At 72.3% G+C, this 26,135-nt stretch carries 21 protein-coding genes; 7 read left to right on the top strand and 14 right to left on the bottom strand.

The window, feature by feature from the left end:
* The 5 genes from ACF1AL_RS24525 to ACF1AL_RS24505 form a co-directional block, all read right to left on the bottom strand.
* Positions 1-939, bottom strand: a complete 939-nt coding sequence (locus ACF1AL_RS24525) for an ABC transporter permease (RefSeq protein WP_366838460.1) — start codon at positions 937-939, stop codon at positions 1-3.
* A complete protein-coding gene (locus ACF1AL_RS24520) occupies positions 932-1,864 on the bottom strand; it encodes an ABC transporter permease (protein WP_366838461.1) in 933 nt (310 codons plus the stop codon). Before ACF1AL_RS24520 ends, ACF1AL_RS24525 begins: the two co-directional genes overlap by 8 nt.
* A gap of 164 nt (positions 1,865-2,028) precedes the next feature.
* A complete protein-coding gene (locus tag ACF1AL_RS24515) occupies positions 2,029-3,648 on the bottom strand; it encodes an ABC transporter substrate-binding protein (protein ID WP_391827388.1) in 1,620 nt (539 codons plus the stop codon).
* Positions 3,649-4,264: 616 nt separating this feature from the next.
* Entirely contained in the window at positions 4,265-6,172 is a 1,908-nt protein-coding gene (gene typA, locus ACF1AL_RS24510; RefSeq protein WP_366838463.1) for a translational GTPase TypA, read from the bottom strand.
* A 708-nt stretch (positions 6,173-6,880) separates the two neighbouring features.
* Positions 6,881-9,088: an ABC transporter family substrate-binding protein gene (locus tag ACF1AL_RS24505; protein ID WP_391827386.1), complete on the bottom strand. Its 2,208-nt coding sequence runs from the start codon at positions 9,086-9,088 to the stop codon at positions 6,881-6,883.
* A gap of 301 nt (positions 9,089-9,389) precedes the next feature.
* Here ACF1AL_RS24505 and ACF1AL_RS24500 point away from each other — a divergent pair, with 301 nt between their 5' ends.
* From ACF1AL_RS24500 to ACF1AL_RS24485, 4 genes are read left to right on the top strand one after another with little or no spacing between them, the layout of a single operon-like run.
* A complete protein-coding gene (locus ACF1AL_RS24500) occupies positions 9,390-9,683 on the top strand; it encodes a hypothetical protein (protein ID WP_384211482.1) in 294 nt (97 codons plus the stop codon).
* A 17-nt stretch (positions 9,684-9,700) separates the two neighbouring features.
* Positions 9,701-10,519 (top strand): hypothetical protein, encoded by an 819-nt coding sequence (locus ACF1AL_RS24495; protein WP_391819443.1) that lies wholly within the window; start codon positions 9,701-9,703, stop codon positions 10,517-10,519.
* A 40-nt stretch (positions 10,520-10,559) separates the two neighbouring features.
* Positions 10,560-12,491 carry a fumarate reductase/succinate dehydrogenase flavoprotein subunit gene (locus tag ACF1AL_RS24490; RefSeq protein WP_391819441.1) on the top strand — a complete coding sequence of 644 codons (1,932 nt, stop codon included), beginning with the start codon at positions 10,560-10,562 and terminating at the stop codon, positions 12,489-12,491.
* Complete coding sequence (locus ACF1AL_RS24485; RefSeq protein ID WP_391827384.1) at positions 12,488-13,258, top strand: succinate dehydrogenase/fumarate reductase iron-sulfur subunit; 771 nt, start codon at positions 12,488-12,490, stop codon at positions 13,256-13,258. The genes ACF1AL_RS24490 and ACF1AL_RS24485 overlap by 4 nt, the downstream gene beginning before the upstream one ends.
* Here ACF1AL_RS24485 and ACF1AL_RS24480 read toward each other — a convergent pair.
* A complete protein-coding gene (locus ACF1AL_RS24480; protein WP_391827382.1) occupies positions 13,239-13,544 on the bottom strand; it encodes a hypothetical protein in 306 nt (101 codons plus the stop codon). The genes ACF1AL_RS24485 and ACF1AL_RS24480 overlap by 20 nt on opposite strands.
* A 16-nt stretch (positions 13,545-13,560) precedes the next feature.
* Positions 13,561-14,748, bottom strand: a complete 1,188-nt coding sequence (locus tag ACF1AL_RS24475) for a hypothetical protein (protein ID WP_391827380.1) — start codon at positions 14,746-14,748, stop codon at positions 13,561-13,563.
* Between the two features lie 82 nt (positions 14,749-14,830).
* On the opposite strand from ACF1AL_RS24475, the gene ACF1AL_RS24470 reads away from it, so the two are divergent.
* Positions 14,831-16,420 carry a hypothetical protein gene (locus ACF1AL_RS24470; protein ID WP_391827378.1) on the top strand — a complete coding sequence of 530 codons (1,590 nt, stop codon included), beginning with the start codon at positions 14,831-14,833 and terminating at the stop codon, positions 16,418-16,420.
* Between the two features lie 65 nt (positions 16,421-16,485).
* On the opposite strand, the gene ACF1AL_RS24465 is transcribed toward ACF1AL_RS24470, so the two are convergent.
* From ACF1AL_RS24465 to ACF1AL_RS24440, 6 genes are all read right to left on the bottom strand, one after another.
* Positions 16,486-19,101: a SpoIIE family protein phosphatase gene (locus ACF1AL_RS24465; RefSeq protein WP_391827376.1), complete on the bottom strand. Its 2,616-nt coding sequence runs from the start codon at positions 19,099-19,101 to the stop codon at positions 16,486-16,488.
* Positions 19,102-19,337: 236 nt separating this feature from the next.
* On the bottom strand, positions 19,338-19,829 hold the full coding sequence (locus tag ACF1AL_RS24460) for an ATP-binding protein (RefSeq protein ID WP_391705368.1): 492 nt from the start codon (positions 19,827-19,829) through the stop codon (positions 19,338-19,340).
* A gap of 144 nt (positions 19,830-19,973) precedes the next feature.
* Positions 19,974-20,384 (bottom strand): (deoxy)nucleoside triphosphate pyrophosphohydrolase, encoded by a 411-nt coding sequence (locus ACF1AL_RS24455; protein ID WP_391705365.1) that lies wholly within the window; start codon positions 20,382-20,384, stop codon positions 19,974-19,976.
* A 30-nt stretch (positions 20,385-20,414) separates the two neighbouring features.
* The gene (locus ACF1AL_RS24450) at positions 20,415-20,609 is read right to left on the bottom strand and encodes an SPOR domain-containing protein (protein WP_366838475.1); all 195 of its coding nucleotides are present in this window, start codon (positions 20,607-20,609) and stop codon (positions 20,415-20,417) included.
* Positions 20,610-20,988: 379 nt separating this feature from the next.
* Positions 20,989-21,741, bottom strand: coding sequence for a GntR family transcriptional regulator (locus tag ACF1AL_RS24445; RefSeq protein WP_366838476.1), 753 nt, complete (start codon positions 21,739-21,741; stop codon positions 20,989-20,991).
* A gap of 146 nt (positions 21,742-21,887) precedes the next feature.
* On the bottom strand, positions 21,888-23,120 hold the full coding sequence (locus ACF1AL_RS24440) for a DUF4190 domain-containing protein (RefSeq protein WP_391827374.1): 1,233 nt from the start codon (positions 23,118-23,120) through the stop codon (positions 21,888-21,890).
* A gap of 166 nt (positions 23,121-23,286) precedes the next feature.
* On the opposite strand from ACF1AL_RS24440, the gene ACF1AL_RS24435 reads away from it, so the two are divergent.
* A complete protein-coding gene (locus tag ACF1AL_RS24435) occupies positions 23,287-24,483 on the top strand; it encodes a serpin family protein (RefSeq protein ID WP_391827568.1) in 1,197 nt (398 codons plus the stop codon).
* Here ACF1AL_RS24435 and ACF1AL_RS24430 read toward each other — a convergent pair.
* Complete coding sequence (locus ACF1AL_RS24430) at positions 24,443-25,045, bottom strand: TetR/AcrR family transcriptional regulator (RefSeq protein ID WP_391827372.1); 603 nt, start codon at positions 25,043-25,045, stop codon at positions 24,443-24,445. The genes ACF1AL_RS24435 and ACF1AL_RS24430 overlap by 41 nt on opposite strands.
* Before the next feature lie 268 nt (positions 25,046-25,313).
* On the opposite strand from ACF1AL_RS24430, the gene ACF1AL_RS24425 reads away from it, so the two are divergent.
* Positions 25,314-26,069, top strand: a complete 756-nt coding sequence (locus ACF1AL_RS24425; RefSeq protein WP_391827370.1) for a class I SAM-dependent methyltransferase — start codon at positions 25,314-25,316, stop codon at positions 26,067-26,069.
* Positions 26,070-26,135 lie beyond the last annotated feature (66 nt).

Below are 26,135 nucleotides of genomic sequence, written 5' to 3'. Positions count from 1 at the left end.
TCAGCGCGACTTCGGATCGAGGGCGTTGCGGACGGCCTCACCGAGCATGATGAACGCCAGCACCGTGATGCTGAGCATGATCGACGGGTACAGCATGATGTACTGCGCGACGCGGATCTGGTTGCCGCCGTCGGAGATGTCGTTGCCCCACGAGACGCCGTTCAGGCCCAGGCCCAGGAACGACAGCGTGGCCTCGGCGCCGATGTAGACACCGAGCGAGATGGTGGCGACGACGATCACCGGGGCCACCGCGTTGGGCAGCACGTGGCGGAACAGGATCCGGCTGGTGGAGGCACCGAGCGCCTTGGCCGCCTGGACGTAGTCCGTGGCCTTGACGGTGATCACCGAACCACGCATGACACGCGCCGTCTGGGTCCAGCCGAGGAAGGCCAGGGCCATGATGACGACGGGGATGTTGCGCTCCGTGAAGGAGTTGAGCATCACCATCGCGCCGAGCAGGAACGGGATGCCGAAGAACATGTCCGTGATGCGGGAGAGCACGGCGTCCAGCCAGCCGCCGAAGTAGCCGGCGAGCATGCCCACCAGACCACCGAAGACGGTGACGACCAGCGTGGTGCCCGCACCGACGAGCAGCGAGGCGCGGGTGCCGTAGATGGCACGGGCGTACACGCTGCGGCCCTGGGCGTCGTAGCCCAGCCAGTCCTCGGCGAAGACCTTGCCGTAGTGCGGGTGCTGGAGGTAGTGCGCCGCCAGGTCCTTGTTGTTCGGGTCGGCGCCCGTGAACAGGCTCGGCCAGGCCGCCATCACCAGCAGCAGCAGGATGAGCACCGCGGAGACGATGAACACCCAGTTGGTGCGCAGGTCCCGCCAGGCGTCGCCCCACAGGCTGCGGGTCTTCTCGGGCTTGATCGCGGGGGAACCGCCGGCGGCGGTGGCGACGACGGGCTCGTCCGCGGTCTTGGTGGTCAGCTCAGGCATAACGGATCCTCGGGTCCAGAACCGCGTACAGCAGGTCGACGATCAGGCTGGTGACGAGGTACACGAGGACGAGGATGGTGACCAGGCCGACCAGCGTGGTGCCCTCACGGCGGGTGATCGAGTCGGCGATGGTGCCGCCGACGCCGTGGATGTTGAAGATGCTCTCGGTCACGACGGCGCCGCCCATCAGGGCACCGAGGTCGGTGCCGAGGAAGGTGACGACCGGGATCAGCGAGTTGCGCATCAGGTGCACACCGACGATACGGCGACGGGGCAGACCCTTGGCGACGGCGGTGCGCATGTAGTCGGCGCGCAGGTTCTCCGCGATCGAGGTACGGGTCAGCCGGGCCACGTAGGCCAGCGAGGCGCTGGCGAGCACGATGGCCGGCAGCAGCAGCTGGTTGAGGTTCGTGTCGTCGTTGACCGCGGGTTCCAGCCAGCCCAGCTGGAAGGCGAACACCGTCTGGAGGATGTAGCCCAGGACGAAGACCGGGACCGAGATCAGCAGCAGCGTCACGAAAAGGATGATGGTGTCGGCCCACTTGCCGGCCCGCATGCCGGAGACGACACCGAGCACGACGCCGAGGATCGCCTCGATGACGAAGGCCAGGGCGGACAGGCGCAGCGTCACCGGGAAGGCCTCGCCCAGGATTTCGGTGACCGGACGCCCGCTGGCGATCTGGTTGCCGAAGTCGAAGTGCAGGATGATGCCCTTCATGTAGTCCCAGTACTGGACCAGAACGGGCTTGTCGAGGCCGTACTCGTGCCGCAGCGCCCGAAGGACCGCCGGGCTCGTGCCCTTGTCACCGAAGAGCCCCCGCACGGGATCGCCGGGCAGGGCGTAGACCATCAGGAAAATCAGCAGGGTTGTCCCGATGAAGACCGGGATCATCTGGAGCAGTCGTCGTGCGACATAGCGCCCCATGGTGCCTCCATGTCAGTCACAGCGGCAGGCCCTTTCCATCGCACACGGACGCTCCCCCGAGCTGTTGTCCGTACGTGTGCGGTGAAAAGGGCCCCCCGGCCTGTTTCGGCCGACGCCGTGCCGCACCCCGCCGGGTGCGGCACGGCAACGCTGTTCGCCAGCGGTTACTTCTTGACCTGAACGCCGGTCAGGATCGGGTCACCGTCCTGGGCGTACTTGACGCCGGAGACCTTCTCCGAGTAGCCCGCGTTGACCTTGTAGTACCAGAGCGGGATGCTCGGCATGTACTTGGGCAGGTCCTTCTCGATCTGCTGGTACAGCTTCTCCGACTCCTCCAGCGTCTTCGCCGCGTCCGCCTTGGCGATCAGGTCGTCGACTTCCTTGCTCTTGAAGCCGCCCTGGTTGCCGTCGGCCTTGGAGCCGAACAGGTCGCGGATGAAGTTGGAGATGAACGGGTAGTCGAGCACCCAGCCGGAGCGGTACAGCGACTTGACCTGGTGGGCGTCACGCGCGTTGGTGTCCGCCTGGAAGTCCGGCTTGGAGTCGCCGGTGCAGGCCACGCCGGTCGCCTTGGTGATGGAGCCGCAGACGGCCTCCACCCACTCCTTGTGACCGCCGTCCGCGTTGAACTGGATGGAGATCTTGTTGCCCGGGACGCCGCCGCCGGCCTTGATGAGCTCCTTGGCCTTGGCCGGGTCGTACTTGGTGATGTCGCCCGCAGCGTTCGGCGTGTAGCCGAGGACGCCCTTGGCGACCCAGCCGGTGGCCGGCTCACGGGTGCCCTGGAGCACCGTCTTGGTGATGGTGTCCCGGTCGATCGCCATCGACAGGCCCTGCAGGACCCGCGGGTCGATGTTCTTCCACTGCGGCGTGTAGTACGCCACGGCGATCGACTGGATGGCGGAGTACGCCTGGTCCACGGCGCGGTCGCCGAGGTCGGCCTTGTACACCGGCAGGTCACGCGGGGCGACCTGGCGCATCACGTCGAGGTTGCCGGACTTCAGGTCCTGGTAGGCGGTCTCGAGCTTGGCGTAGTTCTTGAAGATCACACCGCCGTTCTTGGCGGCGTTCGGACCCTTGTAGCCGTCGTACTTGGCGACCTCGATCTGCTTCTTGTGGTCCCACTTGACGAACTTGTAGGGACCGTTGCCGATCGGGTGCTCGCCGGCGGCCTTCGGGTCCTTGTAGAAGGACTCGGGCAGCGGGTCGAAGACCTCGTAGCCGAGCTTGTACACGAAGTACGGGATCGGCTTGGCCAGCGTGATGGTGAAGGTGTTGTCGTCGACGACCTTCAGGCCGGACATCTCGGTGGCCTTGGCCTTGCCGCTCTCCGGAGCGACGTCGGAGTAGCCCTGGATGTCGGCGAACCACGCGCTGTTGGTCTGCTTGTTGGCCGGGTTCGCGGCCCAGTTCCACGCCTTGACGTACGACGTGGCGGTGACCGGGGTGCCGTCGTGGAAGGTCCAGCCCGGCTTCAGCTTGACCGTGAAGGTCTTGCTGTCCGTGGTGTCGATCGACTGGGCGTTGACCATGACGATCTTGCCGTTGCTGTCGTAGTCGACGAGCCCGGAGAACAGCGACTTGATGACGATGCTGCCGTTGGACTCCATGGTGTTGGCCGGCTGCAGCGGGTTCTGCGGCTCGCCCACCTCGACCGAGAACTTGCCGTTCGGGTCGATCGCGGCCTTGCTGTCGCCCTTGTCGCTGCCACCACCACAGGCGGTCGCGCCCAGCGCCACAACCGCGGCTATCGCGACCCACTTGGCGCTCTTCGCACCGCGCATGGGTTCCTCCTTATGAGTCCTTTGGTTCACCGCATAGGGGGGCACGCGTCACACCACCGTCATCGACGGCGCAGATGGTGAGGTGTCCCCCCGCTCGCTGAGTCGGCGCCGCAGCAGGCGTGACCCGAGATCCGAGCTCTACGCGCCTAACTATCTGCCATGGGCCGCCAGCCGAACCACACCCCTGAGGTCTCGGTTCGATCACACCTGCTGCCTACTTCTTCCAAAATCCGGACAAACAGTTTGCAGATAGATCGCTGCGAAACGGACTTGTTACACATCTATCGGTGATCACTGTCCGTATTCCGGACACAGGAGTGGGGAAAAGCACTTGCGGCTAATGTTGCCGCCATGCAGGGGGACTCCGTGCTGCCCGGAAGGGAAAGCGGAGCGCCCGAACGGAGCGGACCCGAGGGCCACTTGAGCGTGCGGCAGATCACGCCCACCCGTCCAGCAGACTAGTGCGAATCAGCCACCCTGTGCGGCTTACGGCCCAGGATGCAGGGTTTTCCCTACCCTCTCCGTTTTTCCCCGCCACGCACGGTATGCGGACGACGACACAAAAGAGCCGGTCCCCCGCCCGACAGGCGGAGGACCGGCTCTTTCTGGCGGTGCGTCAGCCGTGCTTGGCGCGGCTCGCGGCGCGGGCGCGCTCACGCGCGTCCAGGTTCACCTTGCGGATGCGGACGGCCTCCGGGGTCACCTCGACGCACTCGTCGTCGCGGCAGAACTCCAGGGACTGCTCCAGCGACAGCTTGCGCGGCGGCACGATCGACTCGGCCACGTCGGCCGTCGAGGACCGCATGTTGGTGAGCTTCTTCTCCTTGGTGATGTTGACGTCCATGTCGTCGGCGCGGGAGTTCTCGCCGACGATCATGCCCTCGTACACCTCGGTGCCGGGCTCGACGAAGAGGACGCCGCGCTCCTGGAGGTTGGTCATCGCGAACGCGGTGACCGAACCGGCGCGGTCGGCGACCAGCGAGCCGTTGTTACGGGTCGTCAGCGGGCCGAACCACGGCTCGAAGCCCTCGTGGATGGAGTGGCCGATACCCGTGCCGCGGGTCTGGGTCAGGAACTCGGTGCGGAAGCCGATCAGGCCACGGGAGGGCACCACGAACTCCATGCGGACCCAGCCGGAGCCGTGGTTGGACATGTTGTCCATCCGGCCCTTGCGGACACCCATGAGCTGCGTCACGGCGCCCATGTGCTCCTCCGGCACGTCGATCGTCATGCGCTCGACGGGCTCGTACGTCTTGCCGTCGATCTCCTTGGTGACGACCTTCGGCTTGCCCACCGTCAGCTCGTAGCCCTCGCGGCGCATGGTCTCGACCAGGATGGCGAGCGCGAGCTCACCGCGGCCCTGGACCTCCCAGGCGTCCGGGCGCTCGGTGTCGAGGACGCGCAGCGAGACGTTACCGATCAGCTCGCGGTCCAGACGGTCCTTGACCTGGCGGGCGGTGACCTTGCGGTCCTTGACGGCCGCCTTCGCGTCGGCGCCCTTGCCGGTGCCGCCGCGGCCGACCAGCGGGGAGGTGTTCGTGCCGATGACCATGGAGATCGCGGGCTCGTCGACCGTGATCAGCGGCAGCGCGATCGGGTTCTCCGGGTCGGCCAGCGTCTCACCGATCATGATCTCCGGGATGCCGGCGACGGCGCAGATGTCACCCGGGCCGGCCTTCTCGGCGGGCTTGCGGGTGAGCGCCTCGGTCATCATCAGCTCGGAGATGCGGACGTTGCTGATGGTGCCGTCACGCTTGATCCAGGCGACCGTCTGGCCCTTGCGCAGCTCGCCCTGCTCGACGCGGAGCAGCGCGATACGGCCGAGGAAGTTGTCGGCGTCGAGGTTGGTGACGTGGGCCTGCAGCGGCGCGTCCTCCTCGTACGTCGGGGCCGGGATGTGCTCCAGGATCGTGGAGAAGAACGGCTCCAGGTTGGTGGAGTCCGCCGGGACCGTGCCGTTGTCCGGCTTGGTCAGCGAGGCGATGCCGTCACGGCCGCAGGCGTAGACGATCGGGAACTCGATCTGCTCCTCGTCGGCGTCCAGGTCGAGGAAGAGGTCGTAGGTCTCGTTGACGACCTCGTCGATACGGGCGTCGGGGCGGTCCGTCTTGTTGATGCACAGGATGACGGGGAGGCGGGCCTGCAGGGCCTTGCGCAGCACGAAGCGGGTCTGCGGGAGCGGGCCCTCCGAGGCGTCGACCAGCAGCACGACGCCGTCGACCATCGACAGACCGCGCTCGACCTCGCCACCGAAGTCGGCGTGGCCGGGGGTGTCGATGATGTTGATGGTGATGGGCTCCCCGCCGTCCTTGGGGTGATACTTCACCGCCGTGTTCTTGGCGAGGATCGTGATGCCCTTCTCACGCTCCAGGTCGTTGGAGTCCATCATGCGGTCGTCGACCTGGTCGAGCTGGTGCGCGGCGAACGCGCCGGCCTGCTTCAGCATCGCGTCGACGATGGTGGTCTTGCCGTGGTCGACGTGGGCGACGATGGCGACGTTGCGGATGTCGTGGCGCGTGGCCATATTGCGGCGATCTCCCGGAGTGTGAGGACGGCCCTGCCCGGGCCCTGCCGGGCAGAACACGCCACGGCCTCACCCCATGGTACGGGTCGCTCCGCGGGAGAGCCTCCGGCGTCTGGCGCGGGGCCGCTGACCTGCGGGCCGGGGCCCCACCCCCCGGAACCGCGTTTCCCCTGCTCGCACCGGGGCCGCCGCGCCCCGGGCTCCGCCCCGCGACCCCGGGAGTTTCCTCTCCCTTGCGTCGGAAGTCACCACCCGGGGCTCCGCCCCGGACCCCGGTGGGTGTTTTCCCGCCCGCCCGCCCGATCGGTTGGACAGAAGGTGCCGCCCCGGGGCTCCGCCCCGGACCCCGGTGGGTGTTTTCCCACCCACCCACCCGATCGGTTGGACAGAAGGCACCGCCCGGGGCTCCGCCCCGGACCCCAGGGGGGTGGCCCACCCGCCCGCCCGTCTCGGTCGGACGGAAGGTGCCGTCACGGGGCTCCGCCCCGGACCCCGACCGGCGCGTGCTCGGGGTCCGGGGCGGAGCCCCGTGGCGTGGCCTCTTGCCCAAGAGGAACGGGTGGGTGGGTGGGAAACGCCCCGGGGTCCGGGGCGGAGCCCCGGGCGGCATCTTCTGCCCGGCCGAACGGGTGGTGGGTGGGAAAACACCCCCCGGGGCCGGACGGAGCCCCGGCGCCGGCGGGCCCCGCCCTTCGCGTCGCCGCAGGCCTACGACGTCGGCGTCGCCGAAGGCTTCGCGCCCTTTTTCAGGTAGCCCATGTCCTCGTACACCGGGGTCTGGAAGCCGAAGGCACCCGCGTTGGCGAGGGTTTTGCGGGCGGCCACCAGCTGCGGGCGCTGGTAGAGAGGAATCGATCCTGCGGCGGCCCAGATGCGGGAGTCCGCCTTGCGGATCAGGTCCCGCTCCTCGTCCTGGTCGAGCGTGGCGAGCGCCTGGTCGAAGAGCTGGTCGACCTGGTCGGTGCCGACCCGCGTGTAGTTCTGCTGCACGACCAGCGACCCGTCGGCGGCCGGCACCGGCTTGGCGTAGATCGGCCGGGCGTCCGTCGCGGGGAAGGCGGAGGACGGCCAGGAGTACAGCGCGAGGTCGTACTGGCCGGAGGCGATGTGGTCCTTGAAGTAGCTGTCGTCCGGCACCTTGGTGACGTCCGTGCGGATGCCGACCTTCGCCAGCATCGAGGAGATCCGGTCCGCCACCTGCCGCAGCGGCTGCGACCCCGGCCCCGAGGGCAGCACGAACCGCAGGGTCAGCGGCTTGCCGTCCTTGGCCAGCACCCGCGCTCCCGTGCCCGCGGGCGCCGCGGTCCCCTTCGGCGCGTACGCCCCGGGCATCCCGCCCTGCCGCAGCTGCCGCTCGGCGTACTGCCGGCCGTCCTGCGCGAGGTGGTGCCCGCCGTCCTCCCCGTGCCCGGCCTGCCGGCCCGCCTTGTCGTCCTGGCCGACGATGTAGGTCCCGTCGTCGCCGCCCGCCGACTCCTCATCGGCCTTCTTGCGGCCGGGCTTGTCCTCCGCGCCGCCCTGCTTCTCCCCGGCCGCCCCTGCCGCCTTCTCCGCCTTCTTCGGCTCCTGCAGCGGACCGCCCGGCACCCACCCGGCGTCCGCGAGCAGCGCCTGCGCCTCCGCGGTGTCCTGGCCGCCGAGCGCGTCGCTGTTGTCGGCGTAGGCCGGCTGCCCGGACAGCGCGAGGTGGCTGCCCACCGGCACCGCCGGCAGCCCGAGCGGCTTGAGCACCAGCGTGGCCAGCTGCTTGCGGTCCAGCGCCCGGGCCACGGCCCGCCGCACCCGCTCGTCCGCCAGCGGCCCCTCGGAGCCGTTGAGGGCGAGCTGCGTGTAGGCGGGCTCGAAGGACTTGCGCACCTCGAAGCCGCGCAGCTCCTCCTTCTCCTTCTGTTCCTTGGCGACCGCCTTGGTCAGCTTCTCCCAGGCCTTCAGTTCCTCGTCGCCGGGCTCGGCGTCGGAGCCGTGCCGGGCCTCCCAGGTGCGCAGCGCCTTGACCGCCGTACGGCCGCCGGGGCCCTGCAGCGGTCCGGCCGCGCCGCCGGCGGATCCGGTGACGCGCTGGGCGTCGGCCGGGTCGATCTCGGCGAGGTCGACGCTGCCGGAGGCCAGGGCCTGGGCCCGCTGGTCGCGCGGGACCGCCGCCAGGACGATCTCGTTCAGCTTGGCCGGGTGGCCCCACCAGCGCGGGTTGCGGGTGAGGACGACGTCCTTCTCCTTGCGGTCGACCGTCTGCACCTTGAACGGCCCGGCGCTGACCTTGAGCTTGCCGCGCGCCCCGTCGTTGAACGCGTCCGGCGTGCCCATGACGTCCTTGGGGTACAGCGGCGAGAACAGCGACTGCCAGTCGGCGTACGGCTTGGCGAAGGTGACCTTGACCTCCAGGTCGTTCGCCCCGCGCTCGATCTTCTCGATGCGGTCGTAGCCGGCGTTGCGGGCGGTCCAGTAGGCGGAGTCCTTGCCGGACAGGGCGCGCCACTGCGCGGCGAAGTCGGCGGCGCCGATCTCCCGGCCGTCGCTCCACACGGCCTGCTGGTTCAGCTTGTACAGCACGACCTGCTTGGGCTCGGTCTCCACGACCTTCGCGGACTCCAGGAAGTCGGCGTTGCGCTGCGGCCGCCCCTGCGCGTCCATCCGGTACATCGACGGCAGCACGGCCTGCGCGATCCGCGTGGTCGTGGCGTCGGCGTCGGACTGGAAGGTGTTCAGGGTCTCCGGGACGGCGTCCACGGCCCAGCGCAGGGTGCCGCCGTCGGCGATCGAGGCCCGGGAGGCCCGGGCGATGTCCTGCGCGGCGAGGGGTTTGCCGGCCTTGTCCTCGGAGCTGCAGCCGGTGAGCACGGTCACCGCGAGCGCGCCCGCGGTGAGGAAGGTGACCGAGCGCATGACCGCGCGCGGTCCGACGACGTCGTGGGACATCTCTGGAGTACCTCCGGAAAGCCGCGGGCGTTATGATCACGTTTGGCGGTATATGGAGCTGATCACACGTATGCAGATTCGATGCAGCCACTGAAGAGGAAAGGTTCCGGCGACAGCGAGCGACACGGCGGTCACGTACCGCAAGGCCACCCGTCCGGCGCAAACCCTTTGTCCCTGCACCCGCGCGCCTCCGCCAATCGGCGCACATCCCTTCCCAGGGCAAGGTGTGACGCGCAACACTCGCAGGCGCATGAGCGTTGCCGCCCAGGGCCTCAAGGACCCGCGGAAGTGAGGGCAAGTCATGTCCGTGCACGACGAACTCACGACAGTCCAGCGCCATCTCGACGACCTGTACCGGTCGCTGGGCCGCCTGGAGAAACAGCTCGGCAGCGGCGGCAGCAGCCTGGAGATGCGCCGGGTCCGTACGGACGCCGACCATCTGCGCGAGAGCGTCTCGCTGCTGCGCTCGGCCATCGCACCCCACCAGGCCGGACGGCCGGAGGTGGTCACCATCCCGGACACCCCCTACGACGGGTCCCTGTGGACGGACACCGACGACGAGGGTCTGGGCGCCCACGACCGGCACGCCCCCTGAACCGACGGGAGCCCCACGTGGCCACGGGTACGGAACCCCGTCCGAGGGGCGGCGTCCGGTCGGCGGCCCGCGCCGCCATCGCCGCCCCGCACCTGCGCACCGACCGCTGGTGGCTGGCCCCGGCCGCCACCGCGGCCGGGCTGCTCGCCTTCGTCGTGTACTCGACCTGGCGGGCCTTCGCGAACGCCGACTACTACGCGGCGCCGTACGTCTCCCCGTTCTACTCGCCGTGCCTGGCGGAGAACTGCCGCACCATGCACGGCGGACCCAACGCGGACGTCTTCGGCGCCTGGTGGGGCATCTCCCCGGCGATCATCATCCTGATCTTCCCGCTGGGCTTCCGCCTGACCTGCTACTACTACCGCAAGGCGTACTACCGGGGCTTCTGGGCGTCCCCGCCGGCCTGCGCGGTGCCCGAGCCGCACGCGAGGTACACCGGGGAGACCCGCTTCCCGCTGATCCTGCAGAACGTCCACCGCTACTTCTTCTACGCGGCGCTGCTGGTGGCGGGCGTGCTGACGTACGACACGGTGCTCGCCTTCCGCGACGCGCACCACCGCTGGGGACACATGGGCCTGGGCACCCTGGTCTTCCTCGCGAACATCGTGCTGATCTGGGCGTACACCCTGTCCTGCCACTCCTGCCGGCACATCGTCGGCGGCAAGCTGAAGCACTTCTCCAGGCATCCCGTGCGCTACGGGATGTGGCGGTTCGTGGGCCGGCTCAACGCCCGGCACATGCAGCTGGCGTGGGCGTCCCTGCTGAGCGTGGCGCTCGCCGACTTCTACGTGTACCTCGTCGCGTCCGGCGTCTTCGACGATCCGCGCTTCTTCTAGTGAGTCGAGTGAGTCAAGTGAGTCAAGTGAGGACTGACTGATGTCCGTGGTCGACCGGCAGGAGTGGGACGTCGTCGTGGTGGGGGCCGGCGGCGCCGGGCTGCGGGCCGCGATCGAGGCGCGCGAGCGGGGCGCCCGTACGGCGGTGATCTGCAAGTCGCTGTTCGGCAAGGCGCACACCGTGATGGCCGAGGGCGGCATCGCGGCGGCCATGGCCAACGCCAACGAGCACGACACCTGGCAGGTCCACTTCCGCGACACGATGCGCGGCGGGAAGTTCCTCAACCAGTGGCGGATGGCCGAGCTGCACGCCAGGGAGGCCCCGGACCGGGTGTGGGAGCTGGAGACCTGGGGCGCGCTGTTCGACCGGACGAAGGACGGCCGGATCTCCCAGCGCAACTTCGGCGGCCACGAGTACCCGCGCCTCGCGCACGTCGGCGACCGCACCGGGCTGGAGCTGATCCGCACGCTCCAGCAGAAGATCGTCGCGCTCCAGCAGGAGGACCACCGGGAGACCGGGGACTACGAGGCACGGCTGAAGGTCTTCCAGGAGTGCACGGTCACCAGGGTCCTCAAGGACGGCGACCGGGTCTCGGGTGTCTTCGGCTACGCACGCGAGACCGGCCGGTTCTTCGTGCTGGAGGCGCCGGCCGTGGTGATCGCGACCGGCGGCATCGGCAAGTCGTTCAAGGTCACGTCGAACTCGTGGGAGTACACCGGCGACGGGCACGCCCTCGCGCTGCTCGCCGGGGCGCCGCTGCTGAACATGGAGTTCGTGCAGTTCCACCCGACCGGCATGATCTGGCCGCCGTCGGTGAAGGGCCTGCTCGTCACCGAGTCGGTGCGCGGCGACGGCGGGGTCCTCAGGAACGCCGAGGGCGACCGGTTCATGTTCGAGTACATCCCGGACGTCTTCAAGGAGAAGTACGCCGAGACCGAGGAGGAGGCCGACCGCTGGTACGACGACCCGGACCACAACCGGCGTCCCCCGGAGCTCCTCCCCCGCGACGAGGTCGCCCGCGCCATCAACTCCGAGGTGAAGGCGGGCCGCGGCTCCCCGCACGGCGGGGTCTTCCTGGACGTCTCCACGCGGATGCCGGCCGAGGTCGTCAAGCGGCGGCTGCCGTCGATGTACCACCAGTTCAAGGAGCTGGCCGACGTCGACATCACCGCCGAGGCGATGGAGGTCGGGCCGACCTGCCACTACGTGATGGGCGGCGTCGCCGTCGACTCCGACACGGCCGCCGCGCGCGGGGTGCCGGGGCTGTTCGCGGCCGGTGAGGTCGCCGGCGGCATGCACGGCTCGAACCGGCTGGGCGGCAACTCGCTGTCCGACCTGCTGGTGTTCGGCCGCCGGGCGGGCTGGCACGCGGCCGAGTACGCGCAGGCGGCCGCCCCCGCGCGCCCGTCGGTCGACGAGGCCCAGGTCAACACGGCGGCCGCGGAGGCGCTGCGGCCGTTCTCCGCGGAGACGGAGGGCGAGGACGGGCCGCCGGAGAACCCCTACACCCTGCACCAGGAACTCCAGCAGGCCATGAACGACCTGGTCGGCATCATCCGGCGCGAGGCGGAGATGGAGCAGGCGTTGCGCAAGCTGGGCGAGCTGCGGATGCGGGCCCGGCGGGCCGGGGTGGAGGGGCACCGGCAGTTCAACCCGGGCTGGCACCTCGCGCTGGACCTGCGGAACATGCTGCTGGTCAGCGAGTGCGTGGCCCGGTCGGCGCTGGAGCGCACCGAGTCGCGCGGCGGCCACACCCGGGAGGACTTCCCCTCCATGGACCGCACCTGGCGGCGGGTGAACCTGCTGTGCCGGCTCACCGACCCCACCGGCGGCCTCGCGGCGACGGATCCCGCCCGCGGCCAGATCTCCCTGACCCGCGAGACCACCGAGCCCATCCGCCCCGACCTGCTCGCCCTGTTCGAGAAGGAGGAGCTGGTCAAGTACCTCGCCGAAGAGGAGCTGTACGAATGAGCGGCTACCAGGCACGGTTCAAGGTCTGGCGGGGGGACGCGGACGGCGGGGACCTGGAGGACTTCACCGTCGAGGTCAACGAGGGCGAGGTCGTCCTCGACATCATCCACCGCCTGCAGGCCACGCAGGTGCCCGATCTCGCGGTGCGCTGGAACTGCAAGGCGGGCAAGTGCGGTTCGTGCTCGGCGGAGATCAACGGCCGGCCCCGGCTGATGTGCATGACCCGGATGTCGGTGTTCGACCGCGCGGAGACGGTCACGGTCACGCCCCTGCGCACGTTCCCGGTGATCCGGGACCTGGTGACGGACGTCGGCTTCAACTACGCCAAGGCGCGCGAGGTCCCGGCGTTCGTCCCGCCGCCCGGCCTCGGTCCCGGTGAGTACCGGATGATGCAGGAGGACGTGGACCGCTCGCAGGAGTTCCGCAAGTGCATCGAGTGCTTCCTGTGCCAGGACACCTGCCACGTCGTGCGCGACCACGAGGAGAACAAGCCGGCGTTCGCGGGCCCGCGCTTCCTGATGCGGATCGCCGAACTCGACATGCACCCGCTCGACGCGGCCGCCGAGACCGGCCTGGACCGCGCCCGCACGGCCCAGGACGACCACGGCCTCGGCTACTGCAACATCACCAAGTGCTGCACGGAGGTCTGCCCCGAGGGCATCAGGATCACGGACAACGCCCTGATCCCCCTGAAGGAACGAGCCGTGGACCGCAAGTACGACCCACTGGTGTGGCTGGGGTCGAGGATCAGACGGCGGACTCCTTAGCGCGGCCGGGGCGCTGGGCGCGGTGCTGGAGCAGACCGCCGATGCTGATCTGCGCCACCGTGAGCGCCCTCAGGGCCTCGCCCAGCCCCAGTGAGACGTCGTAGAACTGCGTCGACAGGCCCGTCGCCATGCCGGCGGCGAACACCAGCGCCCCGGCGCCCCACAGCGCCGGCCGGACGACGCTGCGGCGCAGCCAGGGCACCACCCAGCCCCTCGTCAACGCCGCCACACCGCCCGCGGCGAGTACCCCGGCGGCCAGCAGCCCCAGCGCGGTCGAGTAACGCATCTCCCACCCCTTCGGTTCAGCGAACCCAGCCGGTACGGTACGCCGCCCAGTCGGCCTCCGTCGCCGCGAAGTCCACGTACAGCGCGACGCCGAAGTGCGCGCGGTCTGCGTCCGTGCGCGTCAGGCCCAGGCGGACGCCTCGTACGGCTGACGGGACCGTTTCCGCCGCGCCGCGGTGGCCGAAGCGGTTCTCGTGGTAGAAGGGCAGGCCCATCAGCAGGTCGGTGCCGCGCGGGGTGATCTCCAGCGCGAGGGCGGTCTGCTGGGCGACGTAACCGCCGTAGGTGCTCTCCCACTGCTGCATCGTGTCGTACGACATGACGGCGATCTGGTCGACGCGGCGCGCGACCTGGCCGAAATACTCCTGCGACCACCACTTGGGGTGCCCGGTGAGGGCGCCGAAGACGGAGTGCAGGCCCGGCAGCGGGTCGATCTGGTGGACGGCGACGGACAGCACCGCACCGCGCGCCGCCGTCTCGCGGTGCAGGGCGTCGAGCAGCCCGAGGTAGTCCCGGTCGCCGGAGTGCAGCGGCTCCAGGTCGAAGTGGGCGCCGTCGAACCCGGCGTCGAGGACCGCGCGGGTGGAGGTGACGACCGCCGCGCGGGTCGCCGCGCGCTCCAGCCGCAGCCCGTCCGGCTCCTCCGTGGCCAGCACGTCCCCCAGCCAGGCCTGCACCCGCACCCCGGGCAGCTCCCGGTGCACGGCCGCCACCAGCCACCCCGCCCTCGGGTACGCGGAGGCGGGCAGCGTGCCGTCGTGCTCCAGGGGGCCGGCGTGCACGTACAGGTCGCGGACGCCGGTGCCGGCCAGGCGACGGGCCAGGGCGCTCACGTCGGCGTCCTTCTTGCGGCCGTCGATCCACGCGTGCCCGAGCCACAGGGCGTCCCGGTCGCGGGTGCGGGCGCCGTCGGCCGGGTCGCCGGTGTAGTTCACGCGCAGGGCGATCTGCGTGCCGAGCAGCGGCAGCAGCAGGAGCAGCGCGAGGGCGAGGGCGAGACGACGGGCCAGGCGGAACCGGCGCCGGCGGGAGCGGGGCGGGGACGCGGCCGGCTCCGGGTCACCCCGCTCACTCCGCTCGGCGGGCTCGGCGGGCTCGGCGGGCTCGGCGGGCTCGGCGGGCTCGGCGGGTGGAGCCTCCGCTTCCGGCTCGGCGCGCTCGCCGGGTATGGCCCCCGGTTGCTCCGTACGCCGCATGGATTCCATCCCCGTGCCCTCCCTCGTCCGTCCGCCCCACCCGGACGCGCCCGGCTCGCGACCCCGCATACCGGGCCATACGCTCCGAAACGTGACGTCATCCTCTCCCCGGGGCCGGCCGCGGCGCGCCACATCGCACATATCCGTGCGGGTGGCGCACGCGCTGCTGGGCGCCACCACGGGAGTGGTGTGGCTGCTGTTGCCGGGGATGACGACGGCCGGTGAGCCGCCGGTTGCGCTCGCCCGCTCCGCGCCGGCCGCGAGCCGGGCCGCGCCGCAGCAGGACGAGACGTCCCCCACCAACCTGGTCCTGCCGATCGCGGCCGTGGCGGCGGCCGGACTGCTCGCCGGTTACGCCGTGGTCCGGCACACCCGGCGGACCCGCTCCCGCACGGCCCCGGCACCCCCGAGCCGTACGCCGCCCCCAGGCCGTACGGCGCCGCCCGGCCGTACGCCACCCGCGACCGGCACCGGACCCCCGCCCGGCGAACTCCCGGCCCGGCCCTACACGCCGACCCCCGCCGAACTCGACCGGCAGGCGCAGGCGGCGCTGGTGGAGGCCGACGACTGCGTCCGCACCAGCCGGGAGGAACTGGGCTTCGCCCGTCAGCTGTACGACGAGCGGCGCGTCGAGCCCTTCAGCCGGGCGCTGCGCGAGGCGGAGAGCGAGCTGGCGGCGGCGTTCGCCCTGCGGCAGCGCTACGACGAGGGCCTGCCCCAGGAAGAGGAACGGGCGCGGCGGCACACGCTGGCCGGGATCGCCGGCCGCTGCGCGGAGGCGGGCCGTGTCCTGGACGCGCAGGCGGCGGCCTTCGACGAACTGCGCTCCCTGCACTCCGCGTTGAGCGAGGCCGCCTCCGTCGCCGAGGCCCGCTTCCGGGCGCTGGCCGCCCGTACGGGCCAGGCGCAGGCCACGCTCGCCGGCCTGGGCGACCGGTATGCGCACAGCGCGCTGGAACCGGTCACGGGCTACGTCGAGACGGCCAAGGACCGCCTGGTGACGGCCACCTCCCGGCTCAACGAGGCCCGGCAGGCCGCCGACCGCGGCGAGGGCGGCCGGGCGGTCGCACGGCTGCGGTCCGGGGAGACGGCCGTCGCCCACGCGGAGGTCTTCGCCACCGCCGTCGAACGGCTGGCCCGGGAGCTGGACGCGGCCGGCGCGATGCTCCCGGCGGCCCTCACCGGCGCGGAGGCGGAACTCGCGGCGGCCCGGCGGACCAGCCCCGCGGACATCCCGCCCGGTGAGCTGCGCTCCCGCATCCTGCACGCGGACGCGGTCCTGACCTCCGTACGCGGCGAGCTGACCGGTGGCCGCCCGTACGACCCGCTGGAGGAGCTGCGGCGGATCGTGCGGGCGCTGGCGCCGGTGGCGACGGGGCGGGCGGGCGTGCTGCCGGCGGCCGCCCGGCTCGCCGCGGGAAGCGCGGTGGCCGCGGCGGACGGCTTCCTCGGCACGCACCGCGACGTGGTGGGCGCCGAGGCCCGTACCCGCCTGGCCGCCGCGACGCGGGCGCTCGCCTCGGGCACGCTGCCCGACCTGGTACGTGCCGACTCCCTGGCGACGGAGTCCCGCGCGCTGGCCGAACAGGACGCCCGTCTGCACGGCCCGCCCCCGGACCCGGCTCCCTTGGCCTGGGGCGGCCCGGCGACCCGCCGCCGCCACGACGAGCCGGCGCCCTGACCGCACGAACCGACGCGTCACAGGCGAACGGTCCGGCGCGGGACGCCCTTCGGACGCGGGGGGGGTCAGAACAGGCTCAGCAGGGCCTCCGCCGGGTCCGTGGGGCCCGAGTCGCCGTCGGGGAGGGCCAGTTCGAACCAGACCGTCTTGCCGCGGGGCGTGCGGCGGGAGCCCCAGGACGCGGAGAGCAGGCCGACCAGTTGCAGGCCCCGGCCGCCCTCGTCGGTGTCGCGGGCGCGGCGGCGGCGCGGCTGGACCAGGCCCGAGTCCCAGACCTCGCACACCAGCGTGCGGTCCAGCAGCAGGCGCAGCCGGATCTCCCCCTCGCCGTATCTCAGCGCGTTGGTGACCAGCTCGCTCACCAGCAGCTCGGTGGTGTCGACCAGCGGCTCCAGGTCCCAGCTGAGCAGCTGGGCGCGCGCGTACTCGCGGGCCCGGCCCACGCTGCGCGGCTCGCGCGGCAGCGTCCAGTCGCCGACGGACTCGGACGGCAGCCCCTGCACGCGGGCCATCAGCAGGGCGATGTCGTCCTCGCCGTGATGGGTGTCGAGGGTGTTGAGGACCTGGTCGCAGACGTCCTCCAGGGGACGCGAGGGGTCGGTGAGCGCGCCGACGAACGCCTGCAGCCCGTCGTCCAGGGGGTGGTCGCGGGACTCCACGAGGCCGTCCGTGTACAGCGCGAGCAGCGCGCCCTCGGGCAGCTCGACCTCGACCTCCTCGAACGGCTCCCCGCCGACGCCGAGCGGCATGCCGGGCGGCACGTCGAGCATCAGCGCGGACTCGCCGGGTTCGACCAGCACCGGCGGGAGATGGCCGGCGTTGGCGAAGGTGCAGCGGCGGGTGACGGAGTCGTAGACGGCGTAGACGCAGGTCGCGAGGTACACCTCGGACAGGTCGGCCTCGCGGGGCCGGCGCGCCGCCCGGGTCGCCTGCTGCACGCCGCCGGGCGTGCCGAGGCCGCGGGCGATCTCGTCCAGCGCGGAGAGCACTTCGGCGGGTTCGAGGTCGAGCAGGGCCAGGGTGCGCACGGCGGTGCGCAGTTCGCCCATCGCGACGGCCGCGCGCAGCCCGCGGCCCATCACGTCGCCGACCACCAGTGCCGTGCGGTGGCCGGGCAGTTCGATGACGTCGAACCAGTCGCCGCCGACCTCGCTGGGCCGCCCGGTGGAGGCGTTGCCGGGCAGGTAGCGGCAGGCGATGTCCAGGCCGGAGGCCACCGGGTCGCCGGGCGGCAGCAGGGACCGTTGCAGTATCAGCGCCCGCTCGTGCTCGCGCCGGTACAGGCGGGCGTTGTCGATGCAGACCGCCGCCCGCGCCGCCAGTTCGACGGCGAGATCCCGGTCCCGGTCCCCGAACGGCTCGCTGCCCTTGGCCCGGCCGAACAGCGCAAGTCCCACGACGGTGTCGTGGGCGACCATCGGCACGGCGAGCATGGACTGCACCAGGCTGCCCTCCTCACCCGGCACGCGCTGCGGCCGCGCGGTGCGCAGGGCGTCGGCGCAGGGCGAGTTGAACGGGTAGTGGTGGACGGCGCCGACCTCGACCGGCTCGTCGGAGCCGCCGCGGAAGGGCGTGTCGGCGACGGCGCTGGCGTAGGCGACGCGGCGCATCTCCGCACTGCCGTCGGCGAGTCCGGGCGGGGTCTCGTCGCCGGCCAGCAGCCCCTGGTAGAGGTCGACGGTGGCCAGGTCGCAGAAGCCGGGGACGACGACGTCGAGGAGTTCGCGTGCCGTGGTCTCCAGGTCGAGGGAGTTGCCGATGCGGGCGCCGGCCTCGTTGAGCAGGGCCAGGTTGCGCCGTGCCGCGGCGGCCTCGCGGGCGGCGGCGCGGCGGGCGGTGATGTCGGTGCCGAGCCAGGCGATGCCGATGGGGCGGCCGGAACCGCTGTGCACCCGGTAGAGGTTGATCGACCAGTGGCGGCGTTCGTCGGAGCCGGGCACATAGCCGGTGACGTGCATGTCCGTGATGGAGTCACCGGTCTTCAGCACCCGGCGCAGCGTCGCCGAGACCCGCTCGGCCTCGGGGCGGGGCAGATAGTCGTACACCCCCTTGCCGCGGTGGTCGTCGGGGGTGCCGCCGAAGATGGACGCGAAGCGCTGATTGGCGCGGCGCACCTTCAGCTCGGTGTCGATCAGCAGGAAACCGAACGGAGACTGGCCGAAAATGGCCTGCGAGGCGGCGAGGTCGGTCTCGATGCTGCGCAGGGTCCGCACGTCCACGACGATGCAGACGGCGGCCTTCTCGCCCTCCTTGGTGCGCGTCGGCATGACGTACACCTCGGCGAGGCCGTCCGTGCCGCGGCCGCCGTCCTCGGTGTCGGGCATCCGGAAGGGGACCACACCGGTCCACTCGCGTCCGTCGAGGATCTCGGCCATCTTGCGCTGGCCCTGGTCGCGCAGGTCGGGGTCGACGAACGCCTCGATGGGGTCCATGCCGACGGCGCGCTCGGCGGGGATGCCGAAGATCTGCTCGGCGCGCAGGCTCCACTGGTCGACGAGCCCGTCGGGGCCGATGGAGAAGGACGCCACCTTGATGTAGTCGTAGATCGAGCCGGGCGGGCTGCTCTGCCACAGCGTGTCACCGGTCCGCTCCGGATCGGAGGCGAGCGCGCCCGCGGCTGTGGCCCTCGCGCCCTCCGACGGGTCCTCGGACTCCGTGGCCTTCGCTGGTATCTCGCTCACGCGAACCGTCCCCTCCAGCTCACCGCGTCCGGCACCGGTCACCGGCAGCGGCTGCCCGCAGTATCCAGCACTACGGCGCCGCACGACACGGTGTTCACGATCACAGCACGGTCCAGGTCTTTTTTGGTCCGTCCTGCGAGAACACTTCCAGTCTTCTAACCAGGCGACACGTCGTCGAATCACGCAGTGCGACATTGACTCGGGCGGGGCGCGCGCAGGGCGCCGGGGGCGCTCGCTCAGCCGGGCAACGACAGTTCGAACCAGACGGTCTTGCCGCCGGTCCCGCCGCCCGTCGTGTCGCCGCCCGCGGGCCGGGTGCCCCACCGACGGGAGGCCGATGCGACGAGTTGCAGGCCGCGGCCGCTCTCGTCCTCCAGGTGGGGGGTGCGTTCGCGCGGCGGGTCGGGCAGCGGGTCGGAGACCTCCACCCGCAGCACGCCGTGCCCGTCGCGGCCGGGCGGCCGCACCAGGCGGACGCCGATCGGGCCGGTGGCGTGCCGCAGCGCGTTGGTCACCAGCTCGCTGACCAGCAGACACGTGGTGTCGGCGAGGCTGTCCAGGCCCCAGGCGTGCAGCCGGGCCCGTACCACGGAGCGGGCGGCACGCACGGCGCCCGGCTCAGCGGGAAACGTCCACTCGGCGCAGTCGCCTTCGGTGTCGATCACGCCGATCACTTCCCAGGCCAGCGGGTCTCCCACCCTGTCCGGTTTCGTGGGGTTAATGGGCACATACCCGATATCAAGCCCCGGGTACCCCCGACCCGGGCGCACAGTGGCACAAACGGCGTACGGGGCGCTCAAAAGGAGCGCGCGGCCCGGAATATCACCGACCGCCACCACACGAGACGCTCCGCGCCCGACCGCATCGCCCGCTCAGGCCGCGCCCGGATCGGCGGCCGTCGCCACCGCTCGTACCGCTGGGACGTCCTGGTCGAGCCAGTCGACCTGCCACAGGTTCTCGGAGGTGAGCCAGCGCAGGGCGTCGTGGTCCTGCAGGGGCCGGGGGGACGGAGAGCCGGGGAGGAGGCGGGCGGTCCACACCTGCAACACGTAGGGGTCCCGAAGGGGCCACTCCCCGGGGACGCGCGCGAGCGGCTCCGCGGTGACGCCCAGTTCCTCGCGCAGTTCGCGGACCAGCGCCGCCTCGGGCGTCTCGCCCTTCTCCACCTTGCCGCCGGGCAGTTCCCAGCGGCCGGCCAGCTCCGGGGGCGCGCTGCGCCGCGCGGCGAGCAGCCGTCCGCCGTCGAGCAGGGCCGCCCCGACCACCACGATCCGTTCCGTCATGCGCCGGAGCCTACGGGAGGGCGGCGGGGGTCAGTTGCGGGTGCCGTCGGCGGTGTGCTGGCCGATCCGCTCGACCCAGTAGAGCTGCTTGTGACCGCGGGCGTCGAGGCTGTCGGCGATCTTCTGGGCCTCCGCCCGGGTGGCGTACCTGCCCACGCGGTAGCGGTTGCCGTTGTCGTCCTGCCGTATGACGAGCCAGGGCAGGGACACCGTGCTCTCGTTCATCGCGCCCCACCGCTCCTTCCCGCCCCGCTCCGTCCGCGTTCCGACCGCGGCGCGAACCGAGCCCCGCCCGCCGAGGAAACCGCAATCCGCATATGCCCGAGCCTACGCCCAACCTTCACGCACCGAATACGGCTTTTCACGAAGAGGTACGCAACCGGCCAGTACGGAAGGGGCGCACGGGGGCGAATGCGCCGTGCGCGCGGCACGACGCGCCCGCTCGGCGCGTTGCCGGGCGCCGGTGAAGACACGGCGGACGACCTGCGAAGACGACCGAAACGCTACGGCGCACACCCACCCGGCCGCCCCGGACGCCGACGGTCCGCCCGGGGCGCAGTCCGCACGCGTGTGCGCCGTCCCGCCCGCGCCGCACGCCCGTGCGCTACCTCACCGGCAGGTGGTACGCGACCCGATAGCGGTCGGCGGGGATGACCACGTCGGCCGTCTCCACCGGGCGGCCGGAGGCGTAGTAGGTGCGCTGGACGACGAGGACGACATGACCGGGCACCCCGCCGAGCGCCTGCAGTTCCTCGGCGAGGCCGGGCCGGGCGCCGACCTCCTCGGTGACGTTGTCCACGATGACGTCGATGGCGCGCATCCGCTCCACCACCCCCATCCCGCCGAGCGGCCCCTCCTCGGGCAGCATCACGGGCGTGCGCCCGGTCACGGCGAGCGGCTCCCAGGAGGTGGAGAGCATCATCGGCTCCCCGGACTCCCGGAAGAGATAGCGCGTGCGCATCACCCGGTCCCCGGGCTCGATGCCCAGCCGCCGGGCGACGGCGCGGCTCGCCTCCGTCTGCTCGCTGCTGGACTCCCAGGTGCCGCGCGCCTCGGCGTCGGCCTGCTCCTGCCGGAACGGCGTGGCCCCGCTCTGGGGGCGGAAACCGGAGCGGGCGATCCGGCGCGGCACCGGCTGCTCGCGCACATACGTCCCCGACCCCGAGCGGCCCTCGACCAGGCCCTCGGCCATCAGCACCTTGCGCGCCTCGAGCGCGACGGTGTCGGAGACGCCGTACTCCTCGCGGATGCGGGCCTGTGAGGGCAGCCGGGTGTGCGGTGGCAGCAGGCCGTCGACGATCTTCTTGCGGAGATCACCCGCGACGCGCAGGTACGCCGGCTGCTCACCGAAAGTCACTGGCCGCTCCCATCAGCTTGTACAGACAGCAACAGCGTGGCAACCGTAGGTTGTGCCCTGCAAGCAAAGGCCAGAGATTCACTCGAAGTGATGACACGGGCGGAGCGGGGCGCCACCCAGGCACTTTCTCCCCGCTCCGCCGGCGATCACACCTCGGTCGACCCCTGGTCGCCCGAGCCGCCGGAGCCGCCCGAGCCGCCGGAGTCGCCGGAGTCGCCCGAGCCGCCGGAGTCGCCGTACCCGGGCGAGGGCGGCGTCGCCGCCAGCCGCAGCGCCCGGCGCACGGCGACGGTGGAGGCGCCCTCGTCGACCTGGTACGCCTCGTAGTAGTGCTGCTCGAAGGCGGTGGCGTCGCGGGCGGCGGCCGCCTTGGCCCACTCCTTGCGGGCGTTCTCCAGGTCCTTGAGGTAGGTGTTCATCGGACCGGTCACGCCGGCCGGCCAGGTGTGCTTGCCCAGCGCCTGGATCTGCCATCCCAGCGCGATGTCCATGTGGCCGGCCCAGGCCTTGTTGCCGGCGAGGTCGTCCTCGGCGAGGTCCTCCGGCTCCTGGTCGATGACGGTCTCGACGCCCGCGTCCGCCCGCACGAAGGCGAGCTGGTCGGCGTTCAGCGTGGTCTCGTCGGCGCGCAGCGAGCCGGTCAGGGTGCCGTCCTCGTCCATGTTGCCGAAGACGCAGGCGATCTCCCGGTCGCCGGCCGCCCAGCTGTCCCTGCTGGGCGTGAAGTAGTAGATGTCGACGTCGTCGGGCAGCGCCCAGCGGTCCATGGTGTAGGCGTCGGCGAGCGTGTAGCACCGGCTGTTCGCCGCGGCGTCGACGGCGCTGTCGCCGGGGTAGCGGGAGACGCCCGCCATCTCGAACGTGCCGAACACCTCGCCGTCGTGCACGCCCTCGCAGGGCACCTCGTCGACGTCGTAGGTGATCCCGCCGAGCGCGCCGGGCTCGTTGAAGCACTGGCCCTTGTCGAGCGAGAAGGCGACGTCGCCCCGGGCGCCCTCCTTGACGCCCTGCCAGAAGTCCGAGGCGCCGCCGGTGGCGAGGGCCAGCACCCACAGGGCGAGACCGAGCGTCGACAGCACGATGCCGCCGATCGCCATGCCCTTGCCGCGCTCGCCCCGCTTGCGGATCTGCACCAGCGCGACGACGCCCAGCACCAGCCCGAGGGCCGGCAGGAAGCACAGCGCGCCGAGGACGAGCGCGGCGATGGCCACGCCGTTGACCGGCGCCGGCCTGTTGTACGGGCTGTAGCCCTGGCCCCAGGTCTGGTACGGCGGCGGGTACGCGCCGGGCGGCGGATACGGCCCCTGCGGCGGGGGTGCCTGGTACGGCCCCGGCGCGGACGGAGGCTGCTGGGGGCCCGGGGGCGGCGGTATGGACACGGGTGCCGTGCTCCTGCTGTCGGACGGTGCGGTCGGGAGTGCTCCCCGACGGTGCGGTCGGCGGTGGCCGCGGCGGGTCGGGTGCGCCTCGGATATTCGCATGCGCCACCGACATGCGGTGGCGTACGACTGGGCGCATCGTAAGGGCGAGTCGGGCGGGGGCGGAATGCCGGTCACAAAGGCGACGATCCGGGCGGTCAACGAACTGACGGCCCGTTGGGCGGGGGCGGCGGACGGAGGCACGGTGTTCTCGTCCGCGGGACTGTGGCCGCTGCTGGCCTTCCTCGCCGACGGCGCGGACGGCGCGGCCCGGGCGGAACTGGCCGAGGCGCTGGGCGTGCCCGCGGGGGAAGCGGCCGGTGCCGCACGGGAGTTGCTGGCGGCCATGGGGGCGATGCGCGGCCTGGACGCGGCGCTCGGCCTGTGGACCACGCGCAGGCTGGAGCTGTCCGAGGCGTGGCGGGCGGGGCTGCCGGCCGAGGCGCACGGCGCGCTCACCGGGGACCCCGAGGCCGACCGGGCCGCGCTGGACGCCTGGGCGGCGAAGGCGACGGGCGGGCTGATCGAGCGGATGCCGGTCGGTCTCACCGAGGACACGGACCTGGTGCTGGCGACCGCGCTGGCGCTGCGGACGCGGTGGCTGGTGCCGTTCCGGGAGCATCCGGTGGAGTTCGAGGACGGCCCCTGGGGCGGGCGCGAGCTGCAGGGTCTGTGGCGGCGGTCGTCCCTGCTGGACCGGGTCGGCGTGGCGGACACCCCGCACGGCTTCGTCACCGAGCTGAAGGTGCTCGGGGACAACGCCCTGGACGTCCACCTCGTGCTGGGGGAACCGGAGATGACGCCGGGTCAGGTCCTGGAGGCGGGCGTCGGCGCCCTCGCGGGCCGCCATCCCGTCACCCCGGGACCGTGCCTGCCGTTCGGATCGGCCGGTCCGGGGCTGACCGTGGTGCGCGAGCGGTCCGCGACGCCGGATCCGCCGGCGCTGGAGGTGCTGACGGTGGCGTTCGGCATCAGGGCGGAGCACGACCTGCTGCACCGGTCCCGCCTCTTCGGGCTCACGGCCGCGAGCGACACCACGCGGAGTCCCTTCCCCGGGATCTCCGGCACCCGTCGACTGGCCGTCCAGTCGGCCCGCCAGGCGGCGACGGCCCGCTTCGGGGCGCACGGGTTCGAGGCCGCCGCGGTGACCGCGATCGGGGCCGCCGGGGCCGGCATGCCCCGGCTCCGCTGGCTGACGACCCGCGTTCAGGCCCGCTTCGACCGCCCCTTCGGCTTCCTCGCCGTGCACCGGCACACCCGGCTGGTGCTGGCGGCGGGCTGGGTCACGGACCCGTCGCCTCACCGGTGGGACGAAGAACCGTGACGACGACCCGGCGCACCGCCTCCGCGTCCGGCGGCCCGCTCTCGCGGTCGGCGAAGAGCAGGTGGGCGGCGCCGACGAGGGTGGGCGCGAGGACGTCCGGGTCGGCGTCCGGGGCGAGGCGGCCGAGGCCGCGTTCGGCGGCGAGGTAGGCGGCGACGGCCGCCGTGGCCTCGGCTAGCAGGGGCACGCCGGTCGACCCGGCCGCGCGCAGCCGGGCGCGCAGGCCGTCGCGGGAGGTGATGAGCGCGACGACCGCGACGGCGACCGGGTCGAACAGGTCGCCGAGCGCGCCGGTGAGGTGCCCGGCGACCGTGCCGGTGCCGGCGGCGGCGCGCAGGCTCTCGCCGAGGCGGGTGACCCGGGCGACCCGGTCCTGGATCAGCTCGGCGAGGAAGGCGTCGAAGTCCGCGAAGTGCCGGTGCAGTACGCCCTTGGCGCAGCCGGCCTCGGTGGTGACGGCCCGGCTGGTCAGCGCGCTCGGCCCGTCCCGCAGCAGCACGCGCTCGGCGGCCGCGAAGAGCTGGGCACGCACGTCCCGCAGGGCGACACCGGTCGGGGCCACGGGCCCTCCTTCACCGTTGACGAGTGGGCAAGCGCCCACCCATAGTGGGCACATGCCCACTTTACCGTTTCCGCGTGAGGAAGAGTCAGCCGGCGGAGCCGGCCGTGGCCGAGGGCCTGCTGCGGCCGACGGCACGCCCGAGCCCGGCGGAGCCGGCCGTACGTCCGAGCCCGGCGGCGCCTCCGGGGTCGCCGAGGGCGGGGGTCGCCACCCCGGTGTCCGCTCCCCCGGTGGGACGCGTGTGCCCGAGCCCGAGGAAGTGCGGGGGATGGCCGAGTCGTTCGGGGGTGATGCGGTGCGCTACGACCGGGCGCGGCCGGACTACCCCGACGCGCTGGTGCGGCGGATCGTCGATGCCACTCCCGGCGAGGACGTGCTGGACGTCGGGTGCGGGACCGGCATCGCCGCGCGGCAGTTCCGGGCCGCCGGGTGCCGGGTGCTCGGCGTCGAGCCGGACGGCCGTATGGCGGAGCTCGCGCGGCGGAGCGGACTCGCCGTCGAGGTCGCGCGGTTCGAGGAGTGGGAGCCGGGCGGGCGGCTCTTCGACGCCGTCGTCGCCGGTCAGGCCTGGCACTGGGTGGACGCGACCGCCGGGGCGGCCCGGGCGGCACAGGTGCTGCGGCCGGGCGGCCTGTTCGCCCCGTTCTGGAACGTCCCCCAACTGCCGCCGGAGGTCGCGAAGGCGCTGGCGGCGGCCTGCCGGCGCGTGCTGCCCGACCTTCCCTTCGACGTCGGTGCCGCCCTGGCCCGTCCGACCGGGGAGGCGTACCGGGGTGTGCTCGGCCGGGTGACCGACGGGCTCGCGGCAGCGGGCGGTTTCGGCGCGCCCGAGGAGTGGCGCCACGACTGGGAGCGGACGTACTCCCGGCAGGAGTGGCTGGACCAGCTGCCCACCTTCGGCCCGCTGACCCGGCTGCCCGCCGACCGCCTGGCCGAGGTGCTCACGCAGGTCGGCGCCGCGGTGGGCGACACCGTCGGCGTGCGCTACACGACGGTGGCGGTGGTGGCCGTACGCACGGTCTGAGGACGGCCTGTCCGCGCCCGCCCGGGCGGGTCCACCGCCCGCCCGGGTGGGTCCACCGCCCGCCGG

The sequence above is a fragment of the Streptomyces sp. NPDC014801 genome, from assembly GCF_043082085.1.
Classification (GTDB): domain Bacteria; phylum Actinomycetota; class Actinomycetes; order Streptomycetales; family Streptomycetaceae; genus Streptomyces.
The sequence above is the reverse complement of the archived record's forward strand: the minus strand, read 5'-3'. Positions and strand labels throughout refer to the sequence as shown.